General features: G+C 47.7%; 23 protein-coding genes. 8 read left to right on the top strand and 15 right to left on the bottom strand.

Annotated elements, in window-relative coordinates; genetic code table 11:
- Positions 1-50 precede the first annotated feature (50 nt).
- The 12 genes from LG402_RS21825 to mobI all read right to left on the bottom strand — a co-directional run bounded on the left by LG402_RS21825 (position 51) and on the right by mobI (position 6,611).
- Positions 51-278, bottom strand: a complete 228-nt coding sequence (locus LG402_RS21825; RefSeq protein WP_042847181.1) for a hypothetical protein — start codon at positions 276-278, stop codon at positions 51-53.
- A gap of 24 nt (positions 279-302) precedes the next feature.
- The gene (locus LG402_RS21820; RefSeq protein ID WP_162762200.1) at positions 303-536 is read right to left on the bottom strand and encodes a hypothetical protein; all 234 of its coding nucleotides are present in this window, start codon (positions 534-536) and stop codon (positions 303-305) included.
- Between the two features lie 164 nt (positions 537-700).
- Complete coding sequence (locus LG402_RS21815) at positions 701-1,219, bottom strand: hypothetical protein (RefSeq protein WP_042847185.1); 519 nt, start codon at positions 1,217-1,219, stop codon at positions 701-703.
- A gap of 170 nt (positions 1,220-1,389) precedes the next feature.
- A complete protein-coding gene (locus LG402_RS21810) occupies positions 1,390-1,689 on the bottom strand; it encodes a hypothetical protein (RefSeq protein WP_042847189.1) in 300 nt (99 codons plus the stop codon).
- A 75-nt stretch (positions 1,690-1,764) separates the two neighbouring features.
- On the bottom strand, positions 1,765-2,322 hold the full coding sequence (locus tag LG402_RS21805; RefSeq protein WP_227336998.1) for an HD family hydrolase: 558 nt from the start codon (positions 2,320-2,322) through the stop codon (positions 1,765-1,767).
- Positions 2,323-2,499: 177 nt separating this feature from the next.
- Positions 2,500-2,877, bottom strand: coding sequence for a hypothetical protein (locus LG402_RS21800; RefSeq protein WP_042847192.1), 378 nt, complete (start codon positions 2,875-2,877; stop codon positions 2,500-2,502).
- A gap of 205 nt (positions 2,878-3,082) precedes the next feature.
- Positions 3,083-3,340: a class I ribonucleotide reductase maintenance protein YfaE gene (yfaE, locus tag LG402_RS21795; protein WP_080750913.1), complete on the bottom strand. Its 258-nt coding sequence runs from the start codon at positions 3,338-3,340 to the stop codon at positions 3,083-3,085.
- A gap of 181 nt (positions 3,341-3,521) precedes the next feature.
- Positions 3,522-3,818: a hypothetical protein gene (locus LG402_RS21790; protein WP_042847195.1), complete on the bottom strand. Its 297-nt coding sequence runs from the start codon at positions 3,816-3,818 to the stop codon at positions 3,522-3,524.
- A 202-nt stretch (positions 3,819-4,020) separates the two neighbouring features.
- On the bottom strand, positions 4,021-4,440 hold the full coding sequence (locus LG402_RS21785; protein ID WP_144139060.1) for a hypothetical protein: 420 nt from the start codon (positions 4,438-4,440) through the stop codon (positions 4,021-4,023).
- Between the two features lie 116 nt (positions 4,441-4,556).
- Positions 4,557-4,778: a hypothetical protein gene (locus tag LG402_RS21780; protein ID WP_191901263.1), complete on the bottom strand. Its 222-nt coding sequence runs from the start codon at positions 4,776-4,778 to the stop codon at positions 4,557-4,559.
- An 844-nt stretch (positions 4,779-5,622) separates the two neighbouring features.
- Positions 5,623-6,111 carry a hypothetical protein gene (locus LG402_RS21775; RefSeq protein ID WP_042847204.1) on the bottom strand — a complete coding sequence of 163 codons (489 nt, stop codon included), beginning with the start codon at positions 6,109-6,111 and terminating at the stop codon, positions 5,623-5,625.
- A 68-nt stretch (positions 6,112-6,179) separates the two neighbouring features.
- The gene (gene mobI / locus LG402_RS21770) at positions 6,180-6,611 is read right to left on the bottom strand and encodes a conjugative transfer protein MobI(A/C) (protein ID WP_042847206.1); all 432 of its coding nucleotides are present in this window, start codon (positions 6,609-6,611) and stop codon (positions 6,180-6,182) included.
- A gap of 1,013 nt (positions 6,612-7,624) precedes the next feature.
- Here mobI and LG402_RS21765 point away from each other — a divergent pair.
- The 8 genes from LG402_RS21765 (at position 7,625) to LG402_RS21730 (ending at position 13,414) form a co-directional block, all read left to right on the top strand.
- Complete coding sequence (locus tag LG402_RS21765) at positions 7,625-8,650, top strand: ParM/StbA family protein (protein WP_042847207.1); 1,026 nt, start codon at positions 7,625-7,627, stop codon at positions 8,648-8,650.
- A 16-nt stretch (positions 8,651-8,666) separates the two neighbouring features.
- Positions 8,667-9,197, top strand: coding sequence for a hypothetical protein (locus tag LG402_RS21760; RefSeq protein ID WP_042847210.1), 531 nt, complete (start codon positions 8,667-8,669; stop codon positions 9,195-9,197).
- A gap of 29 nt (positions 9,198-9,226) precedes the next feature.
- Complete coding sequence (locus LG402_RS21755) at positions 9,227-9,790, top strand: transglycosylase SLT domain-containing protein (RefSeq protein ID WP_042847212.1); 564 nt, start codon at positions 9,227-9,229, stop codon at positions 9,788-9,790.
- Positions 9,783-10,316, top strand: a complete 534-nt coding sequence (locus LG402_RS21750) for a hypothetical protein (protein WP_042847215.1) — start codon at positions 9,783-9,785, stop codon at positions 10,314-10,316. Before LG402_RS21755 ends, LG402_RS21750 begins: the two co-directional genes overlap by 8 nt.
- Complete coding sequence (locus LG402_RS21745; protein ID WP_042847218.1) at positions 10,313-10,828, top strand: FlhC family transcriptional regulator; 516 nt, start codon at positions 10,313-10,315, stop codon at positions 10,826-10,828. The genes LG402_RS21750 and LG402_RS21745 overlap by 4 nt, the downstream gene beginning before the upstream one ends.
- On the top strand, positions 10,828-11,247 hold the full coding sequence (locus tag LG402_RS21740; protein ID WP_042847219.1) for a hypothetical protein: 420 nt from the start codon (positions 10,828-10,830) through the stop codon (positions 11,245-11,247). The genes LG402_RS21745 and LG402_RS21740 overlap by 1 nt, the downstream gene beginning before the upstream one ends.
- 144 nt (positions 11,248-11,391) lie before the next feature.
- Complete coding sequence (locus LG402_RS21735; RefSeq protein WP_191901262.1) at positions 11,392-12,102, top strand: hypothetical protein; 711 nt, start codon at positions 11,392-11,394, stop codon at positions 12,100-12,102.
- A 103-nt stretch (positions 12,103-12,205) separates the two neighbouring features.
- A complete protein-coding gene (locus LG402_RS21730; RefSeq protein WP_001352368.1) occupies positions 12,206-13,414 on the top strand; it encodes an IS4-like element ISVsa5 family transposase in 1,209 nt (402 codons plus the stop codon).
- A gap of 114 nt (positions 13,415-13,528) precedes the next feature.
- Here the strand turns inward: LG402_RS21730 and traN are convergent, their stop codons facing one another.
- The 3 genes from traN to LG402_RS21715 all read right to left on the bottom strand — a co-directional run bounded on the left by traN (position 13,529) and on the right by LG402_RS21715 (position 21,274).
- A complete protein-coding gene (gene traN / locus LG402_RS21725; protein WP_191901261.1) occupies positions 13,529-16,243 on the bottom strand; it encodes a conjugal transfer mating pair stabilization protein TraN in 2,715 nt (904 codons plus the stop codon).
- A 421-nt stretch (positions 16,244-16,664) separates the two neighbouring features.
- The gene (locus LG402_RS21720) at positions 16,665-19,823 is read right to left on the bottom strand and encodes a conjugal transfer protein TraG N-terminal domain-containing protein (protein ID WP_052219375.1); all 3,159 of its coding nucleotides are present in this window, start codon (positions 19,821-19,823) and stop codon (positions 16,665-16,667) included.
- Between the two features lie 14 nt (positions 19,824-19,837).
- A complete protein-coding gene (locus tag LG402_RS21715) occupies positions 19,838-21,274 on the bottom strand; it encodes a conjugal transfer protein TraH (RefSeq protein WP_042847221.1) in 1,437 nt (478 codons plus the stop codon).
- Positions 21,275-21,276: the final 2 nt, after the last annotated feature.

Raw genomic sequence — 21,276 nt, 5'->3', positions numbered from 1 at the left:
ATCATGGAGGTAACTCTCAATGCAGGGTGCCCCGAAGAGCACCGAGGGTTTTATTCAGGCTTGAAGTCCGAAGGGACGACAACGCGGAAAAAATCGAAGTCCTGCACGGTGGCCTTACGCATGTCATCCGATGGGGTGATCAGCTGCGGCTCCATAGACAGGCACGCACCTAACTGCGGCTTGCTTGCCAGAACGCCTAAGATGTTCGGTTGCTCAGGAAAGGTATAACCAAATGTGTGGCCGTTCTTGACCCAGTATGTACCGTTGATTGCGCTCATCGCTTTTGTCCTTACGCTGGTGGATCAGTGGGTCAGATAATGGTTGATGGCACGCTCAACGAACGAGACCGGCAGACCACTGCCATGCGCCAGGCGCTGAGTGTTAGAACGAACCAGCTCACGCTCATAACCAAAGCTGCTGCTGTAGTGGTACCACAACGTGCGACCTTTCTTGAACAGGTCGGACTCGTTTGCTATGCGCATGAACTGAGCCGGAGTCTGGCTCGGGCGTTTTGGTTTTTGGTTGATAGCGTTCATAGTAATGACCTCGATAACTGTTATTCGTTTTGTTTACTGCCTCTAAAAACAGTATCACCCACGGGTAACCGCTGACGAAGCAAATCGAAGGAAAAAAAGATATTTTTTTGAGAGGGGAGGGCAAAACAGAATGGGGGAGATCCCCCCATAGTTTAGATGGCGTATTACCGTTCGGTAATGCTGGTGGCATTTTGCATTCCGGAAAGTTTCACCCAGGCCATAACTTGTTCTTTGTCCAACTGGCCGCTCAGGGTGATGTAAGCCGGAGCGGCAACCAGGAGCGAATTACCGATAGAGAAATGGACGTTCACATCAACGCGGGACGCCCAAGGTATAGCAAACCAGAACACGGCATCGAATGGGGAGTGGATATTGATGCCATGTATCAGCTTCACTTCCCAGCGAACACCATATTCACCTCTGATGCCACGATAGAGGTGACCACGATCGCAGGCCCAGTCATCACCATCTACGTCACGCCAGATAAGCAGTTTATCATCTACAGCCTTAACGCTAGCCCCATAACGGGATAACAGATTCAGGATGGCCGCTGGTTCCTTAGCGAGGATGCTTTCAAGAACCACTCGCGAATCACCACGAACCTGTGTCACCGTCACAGTATCGTTTTCACCGAACCAAACTTGATGACCACTTTCTGCCAGGTGAGCAATCAGATTTAACATTGTAACTCCATGTGTTAATTATTTTTGTGTTAATAGTTAACCATGACCTTTACCGCTGACGAAGTTAAAAGGACGACAAATTTGGAAGGTGTTAAAACGGGGATTAATTGCAAAGAGATTGGCAAACCACATCATGCTTAGGTCTGCCGATATGAATGGCGCAGCAGATCTCAGTTTTTGCAGTCGAGCTTTTTGACGAGCCAGCGCTGAACCGGGAGGGTCTCTAACTCCATTTCAATGGTACATCTCTGGTCTGCAATGATGGCTTCATAGGTTAACGTGTCTTTAGAAACCGTACCCTGGGAAATGAAAATCTTTGCATTTGCTAAATAATCAAATGCAACCTTGCGAGCGATGTGCTCGTTCTCTTCGTTCAGATGCAGTTTTGGCAACTCACCCTCAGCCGTAGTAGCTTGAGCCAATGTAGGTAACGCAAGGGTCAGCGACAATAAAATAAGCAATCTTTTCATTGGATATTAACCTGTTGGGATTATAATCTGCCGAAGCATATCATTTCTGATATACCTCGGTTCTGTTTTTTTGGGTTATCCGCCAGGGTAAAGCAACTCGAAACGTTGAAGGAAAGCAACGCGGGCTTCCTCCGCCGGGAGAAGTCGTAACCCCATCAAATCCGCTGGTGGATATTTAGCGGGATCCGGAAACGCCTGGGCACCATGTCGGCCGAACATACTCATTTCAGTTGCGAGCATACGCAAATCAGCCACTTTCACCTCCGGCGACTCCACCAGCGGCAAACCATACTTTGCTCGAATAGCGCGATCGACACGACCTTCGATTTCACGGTAGTCCGGCAAGCGCGCTTTAAGAGGGCTGCTCACATCACCGCAGTATGCTTCACTGGCATCATGCATCAAGGCTTCGAACGCAAGATGCGGTTCAACCAAATGGCTGACCAGCACGCAATGCTGAGCCACGCTGTAATGCTGATCCAGGTGACCGGTAAAACGACAGATATTGGACAGAGCCGTCGCGATATCCTCAATATTAATCGCATCAGGGTTGATATCTTGGAACGAAAAACATTTCCCGCTGTGGGTCAGTATCCAATCCGGGGCGGAGCCTTGTTTTACTTGTACGTGCATAGCTGCCAACAACTGCGCCACCAGCGACCGCTCCAACACAGTCAAATTACCAGACGTATCTGCCTGAAGGAATTCAAGCTGCTGTTTAGTGTACTTCGGCAAAGTCATCTTCTCTCCGATTTCATAAACGCTTTAACGCGCAGATTTTAAAGCCAACTTGTAACGGGTCTTTACTGCTTACTGACTGATTTTGCTCTTCTGAATTTGTTGCCAGGCCTCAATCTCTCTTTGAGAATCAGCATCCATGTCACCGGCCTGCAATGTGATTTGTTCCTCCAGAATGGAATCGAGATAGAGGTGATAGCGAGCACGCCGCTGTATACGCATAACAAAGAGAGCAAATACCAATACCCCACTACCGATCAGCGAGAAGGAAATGGCTGGGAGTGATGTCATCGGCATAGAGGAACTGCCGTCGTTAATCCACATAGACAGCTTTACCACCAGCACCGCAATGACCAATAGAACTACTGGGCGCATGATTGGGCGAATGGTACTGAAGCGGTCATCCCGGATGGAAAGGAGAACACCTTGAGAGGGGTCGTAGAGTGCCATCGTAAATACTCCGGTTGTTAATCTTAAAACAAAGCTAGCACGGTGCATTTGGCTGACGAATAGCGAGCGGCCACAGTAGAACGTCTTTTTTGGGTAAGTGAGAGCGCTTGATTACGTATGAGAGATACCAGAAAAAAACGCCACTGTTGCTGGTGGCGCTTAATCATATCGTGTATGAATTATCGAACGGAACAGACGGAAGCGATTAGATATCCAGCTCAACGTCAGTTCGGGGACGACAACAACAAGGCAACACTTCGCCTGGATTCACAAAGGCCAGGGGCTTAGTCACATACTCCACCGTACCGGCCAGTAAAGACACTCGGCACGAACCGCAGTAACCTTCCCGGCACTGATACTCAACCACAATGCCTACTGACTCCAGTCGTTCGAGGATGGTACTCACGTCGCTGGTGGCTTCAATCCGCTTTTTGCTATGTACTGCATGGATACACCCAGACATAATTCCACCCTATGTAGTGATACTGAACCAAGGGATCTTAAAATGTGCTAAAAACGCCTCAGCGGCTCCCAGAGGCGTTTCTTTGTTTCCAGTGCAATCGTATGTGGATTTAAATCAAAAAGTCGCCCTGAGACGTTTTCATGGCGAATGAGAAGGGATCCCGATCCTTCTCCGATCTACTTTACGACGCCGTGGAGCGACTCACGGCGTCGATAAAACGTTTTTCCCCAACACCAAACAAGAACGAGTCCAGCGCTTTACGGCCCGCTAACTCAGCCCCTTCCAATGCCGTTGCCAGGAAGTCGATCGGGCACACCATGCGGCCAGACAGCTTATGGGTGACCACCAGGTGATGGTCATTCATGGAGCGGGTAACCAGAAACTCTACTTGTTCACCATGTACCGATCGGCTGAAGCTCGCTTCCACTGAAACATGCGCATAACCATTTGCCGTTTTTACCTTGCCTGCCAACTCCATACGCTTCTCCTGTGTCGTTTTCTTGTCTGTGGTCAATCCTACCACCAAGCACCCTCCGACAAAGCGGGATTAACACAACTTGCCAGCGATTCTCTCGGCCAACCCCTCACAGGAGAACAACAAGTTATTTTCCTGTTCACGGTTCCCAAAATGAAAAAACCGCCCAAGTGAAGGCGGTTTCAAATCCAGCATATTGCTCGCGTTATTCCTCGGTCAGAGGCTTCAACGAGAAACGCCCAATCCGGGTATAGCGACCCAGATAGAACCCGACGAACGAGCTCAACACCACACACATGGTTCCAGTAAACCCAATTGGTTCATGCAGTACATGCTGCTGAATGTTCATGATCGCCCACATGCAACCGGCGTAACACAGAAAACCAGGAACGGATACCAAACGTTGCTCTCCGTTTGTCAATGGCCTTAGCCACCCATACACCGCGCAACCAAATAAAGCGAAACAGATAAACAGGCTCGGAAACGCTCCATCAGCCAGGGCATTCATCCCCGCCACAACCAGAAACAGTAACGATACGTTAAACCAGTACAGAGATCCCGGTGCCGGTATTTTAGTGCCAAACAATCCAGACTCACTCGGTGCCTTTGCCGCTTCGATGCTCATGCTTACCCCTCGTTGATTGTTAGTTCGTGATCGGCCAATCCAATCACTTGAGCCCTCGACATCCCCCACGGATAACGAGAGCAAAACTCAGAACTTTAAAACCCTGCCCAGCCTCATCACCAAATCGCGATAAAGCCACTTTCTTCGCCCCCGACAGAGTGACCCACCTTGTGACACAACATCACCAGATGAATATTAAGACCCATACGCTCCGTGACGAAATTGCTTAACGAAGCCAATGATGAGTATCCAATTTCGTCACTGAATGCCTTGCCCGCGAAATCACAAAGTAACTTCACCAAACCTATCTCATCCACCAGCGCCAGGCTCAACGTCAACGCAACTACCTCTGTGCGCTCTCCCACCCCAGATGCTCGTTGCGCCGATCGCTCTGTGGCAATTCCGCCGCATCCGACAAGCTCGGCTCCACACTTTTCAACAGCGTGAACTATGGGGACCCCCAAAACTCTCCCTCAGGGCTTCCTTCTCAAATAACCGGGTGGAAAGCTGAACCCTCTTTCACACCCGAGAAACGACTCAAAGAGTACGGGAGCCAAAAAAATCAGGCAAAGGTTATCGGCCTCGTTTTGCGCCCGTTTTGGGACGGACTCAAAACCAAATCCGTTAACACCCCCAGTGGAATAAACCGTAAAAAACCCCAAAACCCCCGGAGGAAACTCACTCCAAAAATCCAAAATGCATTCACACCCCTCAACAACCCCCGGAGGAAAATCATTCGAGGCATCCTGCTCATCTAAACCTCATACTGAACCCGCCATCCGCGACCCGCGAAGTGCTCTAACTCAACACCCTAAACAATCCCACCCATATCATTGCCCGCAATCCCTGAGAAAAAACAAAGCGCCATTTCCGTACCTCATTCTCACTTTGTTTACCCGAATTACATTCACATCGAGAACAAAACAAAAACAAAATCGCTCCTTCTTGTTTCGTTTACCTTCCCACCTTTCCCGATCGCAAATAGTCACCGCAAAAAAAACAAACCCGGCCATCCCGAATTCATTCTTGATACCCCAGCGCCCGTTGAAAGCCCGAGAGTCGCCTAAAGGCTCACTAACTGATCGCCTGAAGGCTCACTTTACAGAGGGAGACGTGTTTAAAATTAGGCGTAAAAAACCGGGACGGTGCCCGGCTTCAGATGTGCTATGGCGATGCGTTAAGTTAGCTCATAGAGGCAAGCTCATGGATTGGCGCGCTCATATTGAGAGACCAGCGGGAGACCTTGTTCTCAGCATCAACTTGATAGCTGACCAGGAACATGTAAATCCCGAAGCACAAGCGTGAAGGCTCAGTGAAGCCCAGCATGCATTTCGATTCCCTCGCCCCGAACAATGCCATCACCTTCAAGAGAACGTCCTGATCCCATTCATCAGCATGATGGATATACACCAGAGTGTTGCGTTGCAGACCCTTCGCAAATACTTCAAGTGCAGCCAGATCACTATTGGTATCAGCCAACACCTTAACGGCCGCGATCTTTTTGTGATTCGCCATTGTCATTACCGTTTCGACAGTACCGTCCAAAACTTCATGGGTCGCCTTTAGTCCCCAAAGTAACTCTTCGTGTTTTGTACCCAGGTTGCGGGTGAAATTTGCGCACACTTCACTGATTGCAATTGTTGCGTGTCTGTTAACGTTTTCGTGAGACATTCTCAACATTCCTCTTGAGTTGATTTTAACCATACCGGTCGTTTTGTTTACGCAGCTATAACCCCACGCTAAAGCTGCTTCCTACTCTCTGTTATCCGCCGGGATAACAGCTGGCGAATTGCCCGGTTCTTTTTCATCTCAGAACGGATCAAACTCAGCTGCGGTTCGTAAGTAACAATGAGCGTCAATTCACGGGGTGTAGCATCCGTGAAAACTTTCGCTGGATAGCTTTCCCCTTTGTTCACTTTCAAATACTTCGGAACCACCCTTGCAATTTCCCCTCCCGCCTTTCGCAATGGAGTCATCCTCGCCCAGCGGATCCGAACGGATGGACCCTGCTTAACAACGTTGAATGAGTAATGCGCTTTTTCACCACCGGCCGTTGCCAGCTTCCAAAAATCTTCTCTCAGCGTCGTTGCTTCGGCAGTCAAAACATCAGCCGATCTGTCCAAGGCTTTGACGCTTTCCTCCAGATGCTTGATGTAGCTTTCCACATCCATAGAGTTACCCTCACTTTAAAAATTCAAAAAGACCAAAAAAACGGAACCCCTATTATTACCCCACATGAGATCTCTTCCGGCTAAAGCAAAAACACCCTAAATAGGTTCAAAAACTCAGCCCCCCCAAAAAAAGCGGTAATATTATTACGCCGCCTTAGTGATCTCATGGACTGTTTCTCTTCTTTTGCACTCTCATGGCGAAAAGAAAGGCATCAGAGTTGTTGGGTGAACACATGAAAATACCTTTTTGAGCAAGACTGCGATTTTGGGGGGCAAAGAGGCTAAATCACTGCCTTTTAACTAACCCCGTATATAATATGGCAGCAGAGTGATCTTGTGGCATTTCCCTTGATTAACACTCTTATGGCGAAAAGAAAGGCATAAGAGTTCAATAGTCGTTACGTAATCCAGTCACCAGGCACACTAAGCACTAAAACAGCACATCAACTCAAGGTTTTTCGTCCCCGAAACGAGGCGCTTTTCCGGCTTGCGATCGAAATCGTCCCATCAAAATCTATCCTGGTAACAGCCGAAACATCGTGGAAAAGAGATGAAGATTAGCAGGTGTTGCCACTCAAAATAATTTGGTTCAATCGGTGAGTTTCTGACCTGTATTTGGGTTAGTTAATTTCGTCAGCGGTTATCCCCATGATAAAACGAGAGGGGTAATCCGTACCAAAAACAAGAATTATTTTTAAGTCGATAGCCCTGATTTACGGCCATATCTAGCCGTAAATCAGGGATAAAAAAGGCCATGAATGAAGGCTAAATCTGGCCTTAAAAATTGGCTAAATATAGCCGTAAATCATGTCCTTTTTCGTCCTCGTTTTGTCGATGAAAAAGGATGTTTTGTGATTTTCGAATGGCTATGATGTGCTCCGATTGTCTCGGGGCGAACGAATTTTTCGGGGTGATATCTCGACTGTCTCACTTTGTTAGCAGCATGAAGTGGCAAGGATGGGGGGGACGGAAGGGTATCACAAGCTGTAATTGTGTTAATAAAAGGTTAACAAATGAGTAAGAAAAACGCGATCGTATGTGGTGTGGACATTGGTTATAGCAACGTCAAAATTGCGACTGGCGATGCTTTTGCTTCTGTACCAGACGTCTCAATCTTCCCAGCGTATGCCACCACGGAAGAAGAAGAGGATGTAAATCTGGTGAAGCGCAATCGTGACCACGAAGTCACCGTCTACCCGAACGGAAACATGTGGCGAGCATTTACTGATCGTCCAGATGGGCGTGAACTACATGACAGTTATCACACCACGGAAATGTACTTGGCGCTGTACTTTGGCTCGTTGGCAAAAATTGCCGAGAAGGTCGGTAGCACCATTGACCTGTTGGTAACTGGTTTGCCTGTAAGGCTCGCCAGTGATGATAACGAGCGCTCCAAGTTGGTCGCCAGGTTGACAGGTACATTCACGATTAATCCGTCCACAAAAGTGACGGTCAAGCAAGTGATGGTAATCCCGCAAGGTGTTGGTGTTATCAACGATGTCGCGAACCGCGAAGGCTTTATCAGTGAAGATGAACTGTCAGAATCTAATATTCTGGTCATCGACCCTGGTTTTTTCTCGATGGACTATGTGGCCTTCAGTAATGGTAGCCGCGTGATGGGCTCCAGCGGCTCTTCACTGAAAGCCACCAGCACGATCATTGAAGGAATTGTTCGCACTCTCAATGAAGAAAACCCGCATGAGCGGCGTGATGATCTTCCTGAAATGGTCGAAATTGCGTTACGCAAAGATGCGGCTTCGTTCTTCAATGGTGCCCGCCACATTGAAGTAAAACCGCTGCTAAGCAAAGTTATTCCGCAAATCGCTGGTGGCGTAGTAAAAGAATTGCGCAAAAATGTCCGTGCGTTAGGGGCTATTCACATCATTGTGACCGCTGGTGGTGGAGCTCCTTATTATGAGCAGGCCGTGCGCGAAGCGTTCCAGAATGCCCGTATTGTAACGAGCCCAAATCCGGTCGCAAGCAACGCAATTGGCTTCTGGAACTACGGCGTTGACACCGTCATCTACGGTGACGAATAACGGATAAGGATACGTAATGCAGTTACGGGTGACGATTAATGACATTCTTTGTCCCGAGCTCGCTGCGTACCTTGAGTCCTGTCCACCAGGCAAAAGAAGTAGCGCACTGGTTGCCCTGGCGAACAGGGCTTATCTTGAAGGGTTAGGGCGTGAGGCAACGCCCAACATCTACAAGAAAGGAAAGGTAAGCGAGAAGCCGCGCTCACAAAAATTGGCAAAAGGAGGAAAAACAGGGCAGAATATTTCGTCGCCGGTGGGGACCGGTCTACAATCGTCTTATTCTGAAAACCAACCTGAGTTAGCAAAGCAGCAAGTAGCTCAGCCGTTGGCATCAAAAGCAGTAGAAGCAGTATCCGTTATACCAGGAAGCAATATTGAGTCTTCGGAGCCGCGTGGGGCGGTGTTGATGAAGAGCGAGGCAGGAAGCGAAAATACATTGTCGGTATCAGTAGATACTCAATCTACTGAGAGGGATACCGATGTTAACGCTGAAAAATCGATCCATACAGAGACCGCGTTGCCGCGTAAGCGGTTCCGCTTAGGCTAAGCCACTCTGTTGGGTTAGGGGTAAACAAAATGGGTAAATTACTGTTAAGCGCCAGTGTGGCAGCAGTAATCCTCTCATCTCAAATACTCCCGGCACAAGCTGGGGTGGTTGATTTGAAAGGAACGGCATGGGAAAAACATGCCAAGAATGAATGCGGTCTGGACCCGCATCTCTTATACGCCGTTGCTTTGTGGGAAAGCAAACAGCGTGCCGGTGGCGGCGGTTATGTCGCCCCAAGCCCTTGGGCACTGAATAATGCAGTTTACGGTGCCTACTATCCAAAAAACTACGAAGATGCGAAGCGCGCGCTTAAGCGCTACATAGCCGCATCTAAAGTAACCGATATCGGTATCGCCCAGGTCAACTATCGCTGGAACGGGAAGTATGTCAGCAAGCCAGAGGATCTTCTGGATGTAGACACTAACATTCGGGTTGGCGCGAAAGTGTTATGTAACGCTATCAAAAACTCCCCAGATGACATCGTTTTAGCAATAGGTAGTTATCACACTCCGAACCCGGAACTGCGTGACAAAGCGCGTTGGTACGGTACGAATGTGCTCAGAATCTGGAAGAGGCTGATTGAAAATGGTTAATGAAAACATATCGCTATTGAGCTGCGCTGCTTCACTGGAAACACGCGCGCAATCTTTTTTCCGCAGTCCGTTTGTTCTGTCTGAAGATGATCGCTTAGTGTTAAAAGACAAAGACCTTCTAGCGCAGCTGACAAAATCTGTTAAATCATACAACGTACCTGTTTTTATAGTTGACTACATGCCTGGACGCAAACTTACAGAAGTGGATAACTTCGTCCGGCATGACTCCTATATTCTTCGGCTTGCACTTCTCGTGTACAGCATCAGGGTGAAAATTCTCAACGGCACGCTGGCCGAGTCATTTTACTGGTTGGGCTCCGATGAAGCGTTGAATTTCATTGAGCGGCTTGACGATAGTCAAACCATTGACGCCATCATCAAGGGCGAACTGTATATCAAACCGGTTCGTTCGCTGCGGGAGCTCGCTTCTGGGGAGTGGAGCTCTGTTTTTGGCAGTGATAACCCGCACATGACTTTGCCAGCTTATTTGCAATTACGTTTTGAACATTGGAGCACAGATCTATGAAAGCCGCACTCGTAAAAGATGAAGACATTTTTGCTTTGGCACAGCGGATGGTCAAACTGGGCTTCCGTCGTCGTATCATTACCACGTCGCTTAATGCAAGTGACCGACTCATTGACCATTTGAAAAAACAGTTCGGTCAGGAAGAAGTGGCAATCGGACGCTTGAAACTGTCGGAAACCTTCTTGGCTTCGCAGCCAAAAAAGATGGAGGCAACCAACTTTATGAGCATCTATCTACGTCGCGCGAAGGACCCTAGCAATCAGGATGACATCAGTGAAGTGGTCGATTCGTTTGAAGTGTATCGCGAGTTAAATATGCGATTCAGACCGACTATTGCGGCGGATGTTATGCTTCATCCGAACGAAGCCTGGACACTGGCGCGTGACTTCCGTTCTGATGAGATCCGAATGGTGAAATGCGTACATTGTAAAATGTCCTTTATCACTCCCTTTGATGGTGATCGTTCGAATAAAAAGCATAAGTGCCCGTTCTGCGAAGATAAGGCTCATTAATGCAAACGCGAACTTTGATTGGAATATTCACAGCGTTAGCTTTGCAGGGATGCACTTTTCATACGTTGCCTGGCAGCCAGTTGGTTGCTCCCGGTTATATGCGCGTGAATCTGTGCCAAAAGCTGGACTCGCCCGAGCTTTGCAAGTCGAAGTTTGGCGAGTTCAAGAAACGGCTGATCGTGAAAGACATTTCCTCCACGGCGGGGTATATCATTCCAGATTCTGTTGGTTGGGGATGGGTGGTAAACAAAGTGAATGCACCTTTTGTTTTCTACGACCCGGAACTGAAGACAGAAATCCCCCCTCTGGAAGGGGAATTTATTCCGGGAAATTTCGAACCAGCCCTTAAAGTACCTTGCACGAAAGATGCGACATGCAGCCACCAGCAAGTGCTAACCGCTTGGAAAGATTCAATTTAAATCAAATTCACAGTGTTAGATCCCTTATTTAAACAATAGGGGATTTTTTTTAGCCAGATTTCTTCGTCAGCTGTCATGGCGGGGTTACTATGCTCTCAACACGAAAAACTACTTACCTGCAACTCTACGAATAAGGTACCGAACATGAAAAAGATTCTGACCGCTTCTTTGATTACTCTGGCAATGGCAATGACGGGCTGTGCTTCTAAACCTGTTCCGATGCCGGTGGATACCAATCCGTCGGAGGCTTTACAGTTTGCCCGTGCAATGGAGATGCGCCAAATTACAGATGCAGGTGATAATTATGTCATCTATAACAAGCTGGTTGACGGCGGGCGTATTCTCCCACTTGAGAATCCAGTAAGAGCAGGAGAGGTTGCCAAAACTCAACGGTCAGGTGCCGGTACGGCAGATGTTGTTGGTGGGTTGGCTATTAAAGATCCATTCATTGCTTTAACAGGTTTTTTAACCGCGAAAAGACCTCAGCCTTATACTGATGGGGTTGTTTTATTCGGTTCCTGGGCAGGGGGAGACCGGGAAGTAGATCAGTCTCAAATGTTTGAAGCCTTTAAAACCTTCGCCCCTAAAATGGCAGGTTTTAATGAATATGAACTATGCGGGCAGGACAAGAGCTGGAGTTGGTTCTCGTTAAGTAAAGCTAAAGAAACCGGGCACCTACCAAAACCGCCTGTTTTAGTCAGCCCTGAAGAGTATCGCTCTGGGTACGCATCGGCCTGTTTCTTCTATCTTGCGGCGAAAAAAGAAAACATGCCATTGATGAAGGAACTATCTGTGGCCCTTGGTGCAAAACGAGCTCTGTTTGTGCCAGCCTCCCAAGAGCATGCTCCGTACTGATGAATCCCCTAATGATTTTTATCAAAATCATTAAGTTAAGGTAGATACACATCTTGTCATATGATCAAATGGTTTCGCCAAAAATCAATAATCAGACAACAAAATGTGCGAACTCGATATTTTACACGACTCTCTTTACCAATTCTGCCCCGAATTACACTTAAAACGACTCAACAGCTTAACGTTGGCTTGCCACGCCTTACTTGACTGTAAAACTCTCACTCTTACCGAACTTGGCCGTAACCTGCCAACCAAAGCGAGAACAAAACATAACATCAAACGAATCGACCGATTGTTAGGTAATCGTCACCTCCACAAAGAGCGACTCGCTGTATACCGTTGGCATGCTAGCTTTATCTGTTCGGGCAATACGATGCCCATTGTACTTGTTGACTGGTCTGATATCCGTGAGCAAAAACGGCTTATGGTATTGCGAGCTTCAGTCGCACTACACGGTCGTTCTGTTACTCTTTATGAGAAAGCGTTCCCGCTTTCAGAGCAATGTTCAAAGAAAGCTCATGACCAATTTCTAGCCGACCTTGCGAGCATTCTACCGAGTAACACCACACCGCTCATTGTCAGTGATGCTGGCTTTAAAGTGCCATGGTATAAATCCGTTGAGAAGCTGGGTTGGTACTGGTTAAGTCGAGTAAGAGGAAAAGTACAATATGCAGACCTAGGAGCGGAAAACTGGAAACCTATCAGCAACTTACATGATATGTCATCTAGTCACTCAAAGACTTTAGGCTATAAGAGGCTGACTAAAAGCAATCCAATCTCATGCCAAATTCTATTGTATAAATCTCGCTCTAAAGGCCGAAAAAATCAGCGCTCGACACGGACTCATTGTCACCACCCGTCACCTAAAATCTACTCAGCGTCGGCAAAGGAGCCATGGATTCTAGCAACTAACTTACCTGTTGAAATTCGAACACCCAAACAACTTGTTAATATCTATTCGAAGCGAATGCAGATTGAAGAAACCTTCCGAGACTTGAAAAGTCCTGCCTACGGACTAGGCCTACGCCATAGCCGAACGAGCAGCTCAGAGCGTTTTGATATCATGCTGCTAATCGCCCTGATGCTTCAACTAACATGTTGGCTTGCGGGCGTTCATGCTCAGAAACAAGGTTGGGACAAGCACTTCCAGGCTAACACAGTCAGAAATCGAAACGTACTCTCAACAGTTCGCTTAGGCATGGAAGTTTTGCGGCATTCTGGCTACACAATAACAAGGGAAGACTCACTCGTGGCTGCAACCCTGCTTACTCAAAATCTATTCACACATGGTTACGTTTTGGGGAAATTATGAGGGGATCTCTCAGTGCTCCGTATGTGTTTTACAACGGTAAGGTTCTTGAATTCAAAAACTAATATTACAGACGAAAGTAGAAACCCCGCCAAAACTGAGCGGGGTTTTTTATGATTAACGCACTTGTATTGAAGCGCCTGCTTTATCCTTCAGGTCATTTATATCAACGCTATCAACGCCATCCTTGAAACGGTCGAGGCTGTTTTTACGTTTACCGTCAACGTTGAGAATGCTGCCTGAACCGGTAATGCTGTCGAGATTGACTGATTCGGGCGTTGGCAGTAAATCGGCTGAGTAAAGTGAACCAATCCATTCCGACAGATCGACTTTTTGGAAGTCAATTCGACCAAACTCTTCCAACGTTAAGCCACGGCAATCCGGATTCTTGTTATCACCCCAACCAATGCCCAACTGGGCGCGCCCTTGTTCTTGGAAAATTCGCCCAATCTGTGAGTTGAACGTGCAGTAACTTGACCGTTTTTCAATGCACTGCCCTAACACTTTGGATTGGCACCAGCTATCGATGAAGGTCGCAAGTTTGGTTTCTTTTTTCACAGCAAGCTTAAATTCATCTGCTGTACAAGCCCAGATGATGTTTACCAAGATGTTTGCAACCTGATATGCCATGTAGGCATAACCGACAACGGAAATAGCGGAAGTAAGGGTGGAAGACAGCTCTACAGAACTGGCTAATGCGCCGTCGGACCCGACCGCAGCAACCGATTCTGACCCAGCAGCTGTGCCCCCGGCCTGGAATAACGCATTTGTTACGCTCGAACCAAAGGTGTCCAAAGTCCATTGAGCAACTTGTTTAGTTAAAGTGCCCACCGCCTGATCCATCATTTCTCCGATACCGAGATCTGCAATTTTATCTGCAACCGCTGACCCTGCATTACCAGTTAAGCTATCCAGTGCAGACATTGCAGGTTTAGTGATTGCATCAATAGCACTGTTAGCCAATTCAGAACCCATGTCGAACATGCCTTTACCTTGCTCGAACATGCCCGCTTTAACGGCCAGCGCATCTGAAACTTTCAGGGTGTAGTAGGTTAGCTGAAGATACTCAATCCAGCTGACATCAACAGGCTGGTTGCAGCAATCGACCCAGCCACCCAGTGCTGATTTACAAGTAGCAGCTTCACCTTTGAATAAGGTGCAAGTGCGATTGACGTTGATAGTTTCATCACCGCAGGTCATTTCGTTAACCGCGTAAGTCGCCGCTTGAAGCATTGCGACTGCCGTTTGGAAGTCTCCACTAGGTTCCGATTCTGGCGTTAAACAGGTACCGTTGATGCACTGCACCGCTCCAGCACACTGGTAAGTCTCGGTTTGTGTAGTGCTTGGCACTGTAACATCTTGACCGCAGTCCCAGGTCTCAGAAGCTTGCCAACAACCGCTTTGCCCACCAGCTGCGCCTGTGATGCAGGAAGACTTAATAAATTTGCAGGCATTGTTATTATCAAAGTCTTTGCATGAGTTATTCACTCCGGCATCAGTACCACAGTTAGATACAACGGTTGCACTACGGCAGAATGGGGAAAGCCCGCCGATCGGTGGTGTTTTAAGATCCTTTTCGCACACAGTAACCCCATTGATATAAGCGCAGCCATTCGCGTCAGGTGTGACTGTTTCATTGCAGGTGACCGAATAGTTTTGGCAATAACCCTGATTGACTGCATCCAGAAAAGTATTGAACCCTTCTTGGTTGTCGGCAATCCATTCATCTTTGCTAACGGCCTTAGATGGGTCGTAGCGAACTTCCAATTTCGCATAGCCTTCACCATTGCCATAAACTGAAACGCGTGTTTTGAAAATCAGTTCATCGCCGTCTTGTACTTCCTGGAAGTTCTGAGTCACGTCAGCCTGTGGATCAACACGCCAACTGGTATCCAACTCGCAAGGCCCTTCGGTTTCTGGTGGGAATAACTCACCTTTGCTGTAGTTCCAAGGTCGGTATTTCCCATCAGTACCTGCATCCTTCATTCCTGCAACAGGGCCCGCAAATACTTTTTTCTCACCAAGGTAGATCTGCATATAATCATCCCAGGTTGCGTAAGTCAGTTTTGCACTGGAAATGGCTTGCGGGTTGTAAACGCGAACACCTGTATATTCTTCATATATTTTACAACGACCATCCCAGTAGTTATCGCCGACTCTACCCACCCAAAGAGTTACGCAGGCTTCACCGCAACCTTCAATGTTGGCAGAACCGGAGCTATGGCTCAGGAAGCCTGCCACGTAAGGGTGGGTTAAACGATAGGTGCCACTGACGCTGGTGGTGCGAGTGCACTCTTTATAATCAGGAATGTGTTGCTTAACACCGTCCGTATTCAGTTCGGAGGTCATTGAGCAGTCATCCAGATCCTGCATGTATTTATCCTGGTTCGCCAAGAAATCTTTGTGTTTGTCAAAGATAGAATCCGTGGCTTTCAGTTTTGCAGTCGTTTTCGTTGAGCCTGAAACGGCGCGATAGGCTTCGCCTCGCAATGACGATTCAGAGGCAAGTGCAGAACCAGTATCAAAGCCTAACTTTTGGGTTTCACCATCATTACCATACACGGATTTCAGCTGATCCAGGGAGGTGGATGACGCCTCGCCAGGATACACGTTATTTAAGTTAACGGCCTCACCATCCCCATACTGAACAGTGCCGTTACTATTTGCAGAAAGACCGGGTAGAGACTTATAGAATTCAACCGCTGACTGAGCATTTGCTGCCGAGTTTGCCGAGTAAGCGTAGGGGGCATACATCGCTACAACCAAGTGGCTCATCGTGAACAACGTGCAGACCGTTTTTGAAAACCAATTTTTCCTAAAAAGGGTTATCATTCGTAATCACCTTGTAGATTGCAGGCATTGATGGCTAGGCGTATCACAGAAAATTTCGTCACCTGAAAGAACTGTGAGAGAATCAATGCATAGAGACGCCATTGAGCAAGCATAAATCAATGACGTATACGGGCAACAAAGAAGGGCAGCAAAACGAGGTGCTTTTCTTTTACTGATATTTGGGAGTAAAACATGAGTACATTTGGCGCACACGGCGTAGCCTATCTACCCCCCATTGTGGTTCACAGAGTTCCAATAAGCACGAAAAAGTCACCACCCAAACCACCGGGGATCCAAAGAGACATTGCGCTTTGCATGTTTTGGCTGGTACTCAGCGTTCCCGCTGCTTATATGCTCTATATCGGTTGAGTTTTTTAGGCCAAAAAAAAGCCTCCGACTGGAGGCTTTTGTATGTTAAGGGTTATTTCTTCTCGTTATCAGACATCAGCGCCTCGACAGATTCTTTTACGACATGAGCATCAGTACGATGCATGTTGCTCTTCGTGGATTCTACCTTGCCAATAATCGCCATTGCTAGCTGCTGATCGCCGCCTTCAAGCCTACCGTTCACATATTCACCGCCGGTTGCGAGGGTGACAGCGTGGAAGGCCTGAATACGAGCGTGTTCCATTTGCTCTGGCGTATTGTCTTTGTCTTTGACGGTACCGTACAAGTGTGAGATGGCATTTTTAGCGTATTCGCCTCTTTCACCTCCAACACCAGTTACTTGAGAAGCCATTTCCTGTCCCTGACCGTAACCTTCCTGATAAGAGAACCCCCCCGGCTTAATGCCGTTTGAAACCTTGTCTAAGGCGCTTTGAACCTTAGGCATCGCATCCCCCGTCATTCCATAATTTGATTTGTTCACCAGTTCATATCGTGCAGCATTGCCTCTCATAGTGTTGAGTTCTTGGGTTGAACGGGATTCATGATTCTCAACCTGTCCTTTATTATCGAAATGCTGATCAATAACGTGCCCCTGGGCTGTGCCTGGTGCTGATTGGGCATAATTACCAGCTATGCCTGCTGCTGCCTGACCCTGGGTAGAACTTGAACCATTATTAACACCACCAGCAATACTATCGATATGCGCTTCGGCTTGCTCTGCGTTAGCTGCGATCCCTTGGTTTGCCCTGGCAGCATCAGCGCTGACCTCTGGTTGTTGCGAACCTCCACTAACGAAACCTGACAGTTTAGCTACTTCGCCAGCTTGACCTATTGAAGCCGCTGCGCTGAACTGAGCGAATGTATGCGCATCTTCCTGTGTCATCCCTAGTGAAGAGAGGCGTGCTGTATCTTCGTTGATCCGCTGAGATAAGTCTTCGCGACCAGCCAATACCTGAGTTAGTGCGGCTTGAGCTTCGTTGCTACCTCCAATGGATTGCGCAATCTGTGCTGAGTTCATGTTTTGGCCCAGAGAGCTACTCATCGAATACTGTTGTGCTTCAGAATAGGATTTTTGAGCCGACTCCTGTTTTTTATAAGCTTCACCGTATTGTTGGGTTGCCGCAGTGCTTTGTCCTGCTGCCTGCATGCTGCTGTAATAAGCCATTGAAGACTGTGACCTGATTTGACTGAGTTGCGAGCTTAGCGCGTCACTGTTTGAAGCGTTATCACTGCTTGAGTAGCTCGCGTCCGCCGTGTGAGTTTTACCTTTTGAAGCTGACTCATTACGCTGTAAGGATGCCGACCCAGAAACTGAGGCACCAGACCCTCCAATTTTCAAACCAGCAGATGCCTCAGCGCTACCTTGAACAGAGCCCATATTCAAAGCTGTCAATGCTTCAGCTTCGGAAGTCCCGTTACGCGAAGCGACATCTTGAACAAACGAACGCTGGGAAGAGGTTAGAGAACCCAAAGCAGCTTGCATGGCATCCTGGCTTTGTTGAGACTGGGTTCCATTTCGCATGTTGGAAGCAACCTCTTGGAACATTTTCCCTTCTGATGCAGAGCGTTCAACCGAGGCTGACTCGACGTTCTGTTTAGCGCTGGCGAGGTTAGTAGAAGCAGATTGCTTCATATCAAATTTAGGCAATGCGGAAGATGCACCACCCATGACAGACCCACTGGAGCGATCGAAGTTCACATCAGCGCTTCGGTTGTTCATGGCTGGCGCGTTCGATACATCAGGAGCCATCTGCTTGGTATCAGCTGCGTGAGGCGCAGCGGCGGAGTTTGCCAGTGAGTTAAAGGCGACCGAACTACCCCATACGATAAAGCCACCCAATGCAGGGATCATCGCATATAAATTCCCAGCAAGGCCGATGCTTTTTTGAGTTTCAAATAGCATCAGATATAGCTTATCGAATGAAATCGGATCTATACCATTGAAAATGGCAGACAAGTTAGTTTGAGTGTGAACAAGCACGTACATGTTTACAACTGCTGCCAGTGGCATCCAAGTCTGAGTCCAGATAATGACCAGAAAATATTTCATAACCAAGCGAACACCCATAATGCCCAGACCGAATAAAAAGGCCATGAATGGCGTAAGAGCATAGATTAGCCCTTGGAAAATTGGCATAAACGCCGCCATCCAAGACAGGAAAGACGCGCCGGAGGATGCCCACTGGAAGGCTTGTTGGGTTTGCGTTTGAGTTCGGGTGATAGCAGCGGCACCTCGGAAGGAGGCTTCATATCCATACTTAGGCACATCACGAAGGTAGGGGTACATGATCATCGTCATTTGGAAATCACGCATCGTTGTACCGCTTAGGTTGTAAAAATTCATGATCTCCTGAACTTTTCTGCTCGTATTACAGACGTCACCATCGCCCTGACAAGTCCGGCCCAAAGCGGCATAAGAACGCTGGTAGGCTTTACGGAACATGTCAGAAGAGGATGCATGTTGCATGATCAATTTATCAAAAGCATCTGCACAAGAATATTGTGAAGATACACCTTTCATATCTTCCATTCCTGGAGCCCAGCCCACCATATTGCCATCATAAAGCACGACGTGCTGGAAGCGGTCATCAGATCTCAGCCCTTGCACGCCTTGAGTGCCTCTATAAAGAGTTGAGTAGGTTTTCGCCCCCCGAATAACATCTTTAGTCACGCAGGTTTTCATATAACTTTCCACGCTTCTGGCGAAATCTACACGCGGTTTTTCGTTGGCTAAAAACCAGCGCATTGGGTTTTTTAATGTGTCATAAAGAGACGTCATTGCCACCAATGGATCCAATGCACCATACTCAGTCATTGAAGGAGTGGAGAATGCTTGCTCCATTTTTTCTGTAATTGAATACCCGACAGTGGATATGATGGAGGCCGATGCTGCAAGGCCTGCCGGAACGTTATCAACTGCACGGAAACGTCCGCTAGTAACATCTTCGATGTTGACACGAGCCGAAACCTGGAAGAACACCATATACATGACAATACAGACGGCCATGTTTTGGAAGGAGACGGTTTTACCTGCTGAAATAGCCGATGAAATAACAATCCCGATCACCCCTAACAATGCAGCAATGCGAAATAGATCTGAGAACATCCCACTATTCATTAGCATTGCAACTGCGTTGAAAACATTATGCATAAATTCAATGTCACCAACGGTATATACGTTCCACTGAGTCATTTACTCATATCCTCTTAGAGTGCGCCGTCTACCGACCCTTCACCTTGATATTCAGTTAAAGGCAGGGATTGCATGTAGGACTGGAAGGTTTCCTGGATCTTCTCTTCACCGCCGTATCTGGCCGCTAATGTGCTATAGGAAATTGCCAAATTACGTCGCGCATCTTCTATCAACTTATACATCTCTTCGTAGTAAGCTGAAGCAGAATCATCGTTAGACTGCGCCATACGGGCCCCTGTTGCTGCGGCCGTTAGTAGATCACTGAGGTATTGATTCGCAGCCGAGTAGGATAGGACAGGTGAGATGGCTCGAATATACGAATGACTGGCGTTCAGGTCATGCCTTGCCAAAATGATAGCTTTATTACCAGCGCCACCAACGTTGTAATACCCAGCCTGTTCATGCCGCTCTCTAGATACTTCACCACCCGATTTTGCCGAAACCAGATACCCATCATCAATGAAGAATTTATTAATGGTGTTAGCAACGCCATTCAAGCCAATTTGCTGTTGCACTGGGTTTTCGCACGTTTCGGTTTGGTTTACGCAACTCCACATATGGAAGGCGGGGTCACCATGAATAATAGAATCCAACACGGAGCTAGTTGCCAGAGGGCCAAGTCGAACAACGCTTTTTTTAATGGATCCGTCTTTGTCTGTACTGATATCTTTTCCAACAATAATCGTACCAGTGAGAGACATAACCAATTCTTTCTGTTGTTGCTCAGAGCCTTCGAATTGAGATGAGAACTGTCCATTTTGCAGCAAGCACCACATGAGGTTGCCATAGTCGCCACAAGGCTTACGTTTCCCTGTATCACCTTTGACTTTCTCTGGGGCTTCACCACCACCTGAGTTACCCCACATTGCCTTGAACTGGTCAACAACACCATCAGACGAGAGTTGGGATGACACGGACATTTTGGCATTTTCACCAAATGCGGAAGCTGTATCTACCAGTAATCCTTTTGCTAATTGGCAGGAGTTAACGGTCAGATCGTTCATTTGCTGAACAACAGCCTGCATTTTTGAAATGGCATTATCCAGAACTGCATCCATTGCGTTAAGTGCCAGCTGAAAAGCCAGACCAGCCGCGTTAGCGGCGATGTTACGTAGCATCTGAACAAACTGCTCGGCATTGATAAATGAGAAAGACCCACCAAAAAGGTCGATCCCTCCACAGCCGCCCGACGCGGCAGGAAGATCGATTGTGACTGGCGTAAGAGTTCTTAGTTTATTTCGGAGAACAAAGCCCCCACCAGTGTACCCATCACGAGTAATGCTGTGATAATCTCCCGCGCCAGTTACATTGGACATTGAACCGAACATACTATCGAGCTGGGTACTGATATCCGCAGCATTGGAAGAAGACGTGAACACACCCGACAGAGCAATCGATATTGCTAAGATAGTGCGTTTGAGCCCTTTAGATTTTTGATGTTGTAAAACCATTT

The sequence above is a fragment of the Proteus sp. NMG38-2 genome (assembly GCF_020640995.1).
Taxonomy (GTDB): Bacteria; Pseudomonadota; Gammaproteobacteria; order Enterobacterales; family Enterobacteriaceae; genus Proteus.
The sequence above is the reverse complement of the archived record's forward strand: the minus strand, read 5'-3'. Positions and strand labels throughout refer to the sequence as shown.

Excerpts from the sequence above, each read along its gene's own strand:
- LG402_RS21825 (WP_042847181.1), bottom strand. The coding sequence starts at position 278 with ATGAGCGCAATCAACGGTACATACTGGGTCAAGAACGGCCACACATTT.
- LG402_RS21820 (WP_162762200.1), bottom strand. The coding sequence starts at position 536 with ATGAACGCTATCAACCAAAAACCAAAACGCCCGAGCCAGACTCCGGCT.
- LG402_RS21815 (WP_042847185.1), bottom strand. The coding sequence starts at position 1,219 with ATGTTAAATCTGATTGCTCACCTGGCAGAAAGTGGTCATCAAGTTTGG.
- LG402_RS21810 (WP_042847189.1), bottom strand. The coding sequence starts at position 1,689 with ATGAAAAGATTGCTTATTTTATTGTCGCTGACCCTTGCGTTACCTACA.
- LG402_RS21805 (WP_227336998.1), bottom strand. The coding sequence starts at position 2,322 with ATGCACGTACAAGTAAAACAAGGCTCCGCCCCGGATTGGATACTGACC.
- LG402_RS21800 (WP_042847192.1), bottom strand. The coding sequence starts at position 2,877 with ATGGCACTCTACGACCCCTCTCAAGGTGTTCTCCTTTCCATCCGGGAT.
- yfaE (WP_080750913.1), bottom strand. The coding sequence starts at position 3,340 with ATGTCTGGGTGTATCCATGCAGTACATAGCAAAAAGCGGATTGAAGCC.
- LG402_RS21790 (WP_042847195.1), bottom strand. The coding sequence starts at position 3,818 with ATGGAGTTGGCAGGCAAGGTAAAAACGGCAAATGGTTATGCGCATGTT.
- LG402_RS21785 (WP_144139060.1), bottom strand. The coding sequence starts at position 4,440 with ATGAGCATCGAAGCGGCAAAGGCACCGAGTGAGTCTGGATTGTTTGGC.
- LG402_RS21775 (WP_042847204.1), bottom strand. The coding sequence starts at position 6,111 with ATGTCTCACGAAAACGTTAACAGACACGCAACAATTGCAATCAGTGAA.
- mobI (WP_042847206.1), bottom strand. The coding sequence starts at position 6,611 with ATGGATGTGGAAAGCTACATCAAGCATCTGGAGGAAAGCGTCAAAGCC.
- LG402_RS21765 (WP_042847207.1), top strand. The coding sequence starts at position 7,625 with ATGAGTAAGAAAAACGCGATCGTATGTGGTGTGGACATTGGTTATAGC.
- LG402_RS21760 (WP_042847210.1), top strand. The coding sequence starts at position 8,667 with ATGCAGTTACGGGTGACGATTAATGACATTCTTTGTCCCGAGCTCGCT.
- LG402_RS21755 (WP_042847212.1), top strand. The coding sequence starts at position 9,227 with ATGGGTAAATTACTGTTAAGCGCCAGTGTGGCAGCAGTAATCCTCTCA.
- LG402_RS21750 (WP_042847215.1), top strand. The coding sequence starts at position 9,783 with ATGGTTAATGAAAACATATCGCTATTGAGCTGCGCTGCTTCACTGGAA.
- LG402_RS21745 (WP_042847218.1), top strand. The coding sequence starts at position 10,313 with ATGAAAGCCGCACTCGTAAAAGATGAAGACATTTTTGCTTTGGCACAG.
- LG402_RS21740 (WP_042847219.1), top strand. The coding sequence starts at position 10,828 with ATGCAAACGCGAACTTTGATTGGAATATTCACAGCGTTAGCTTTGCAG.
- LG402_RS21735 (WP_191901262.1), top strand. The coding sequence starts at position 11,392 with ATGAAAAAGATTCTGACCGCTTCTTTGATTACTCTGGCAATGGCAATG.
- LG402_RS21730 (WP_001352368.1), top strand. The coding sequence starts at position 12,206 with ATGTGCGAACTCGATATTTTACACGACTCTCTTTACCAATTCTGCCCC.
- traN (WP_191901261.1), bottom strand. The coding sequence starts at position 16,243 with ATGATAACCCTTTTTAGGAAAAATTGGTTTTCAAAAACGGTCTGCACG.
- LG402_RS21720 (WP_052219375.1), bottom strand. The coding sequence starts at position 19,823 with ATGACTCAGTGGAACGTATATACCGTTGGTGACATTGAATTTATGCAT.
- LG402_RS21715 (WP_042847221.1), bottom strand. The coding sequence starts at position 21,274 with ATGGTTTTACAACATCAAAAATCTAAAGGGCTCAAACGCACTATCTTA.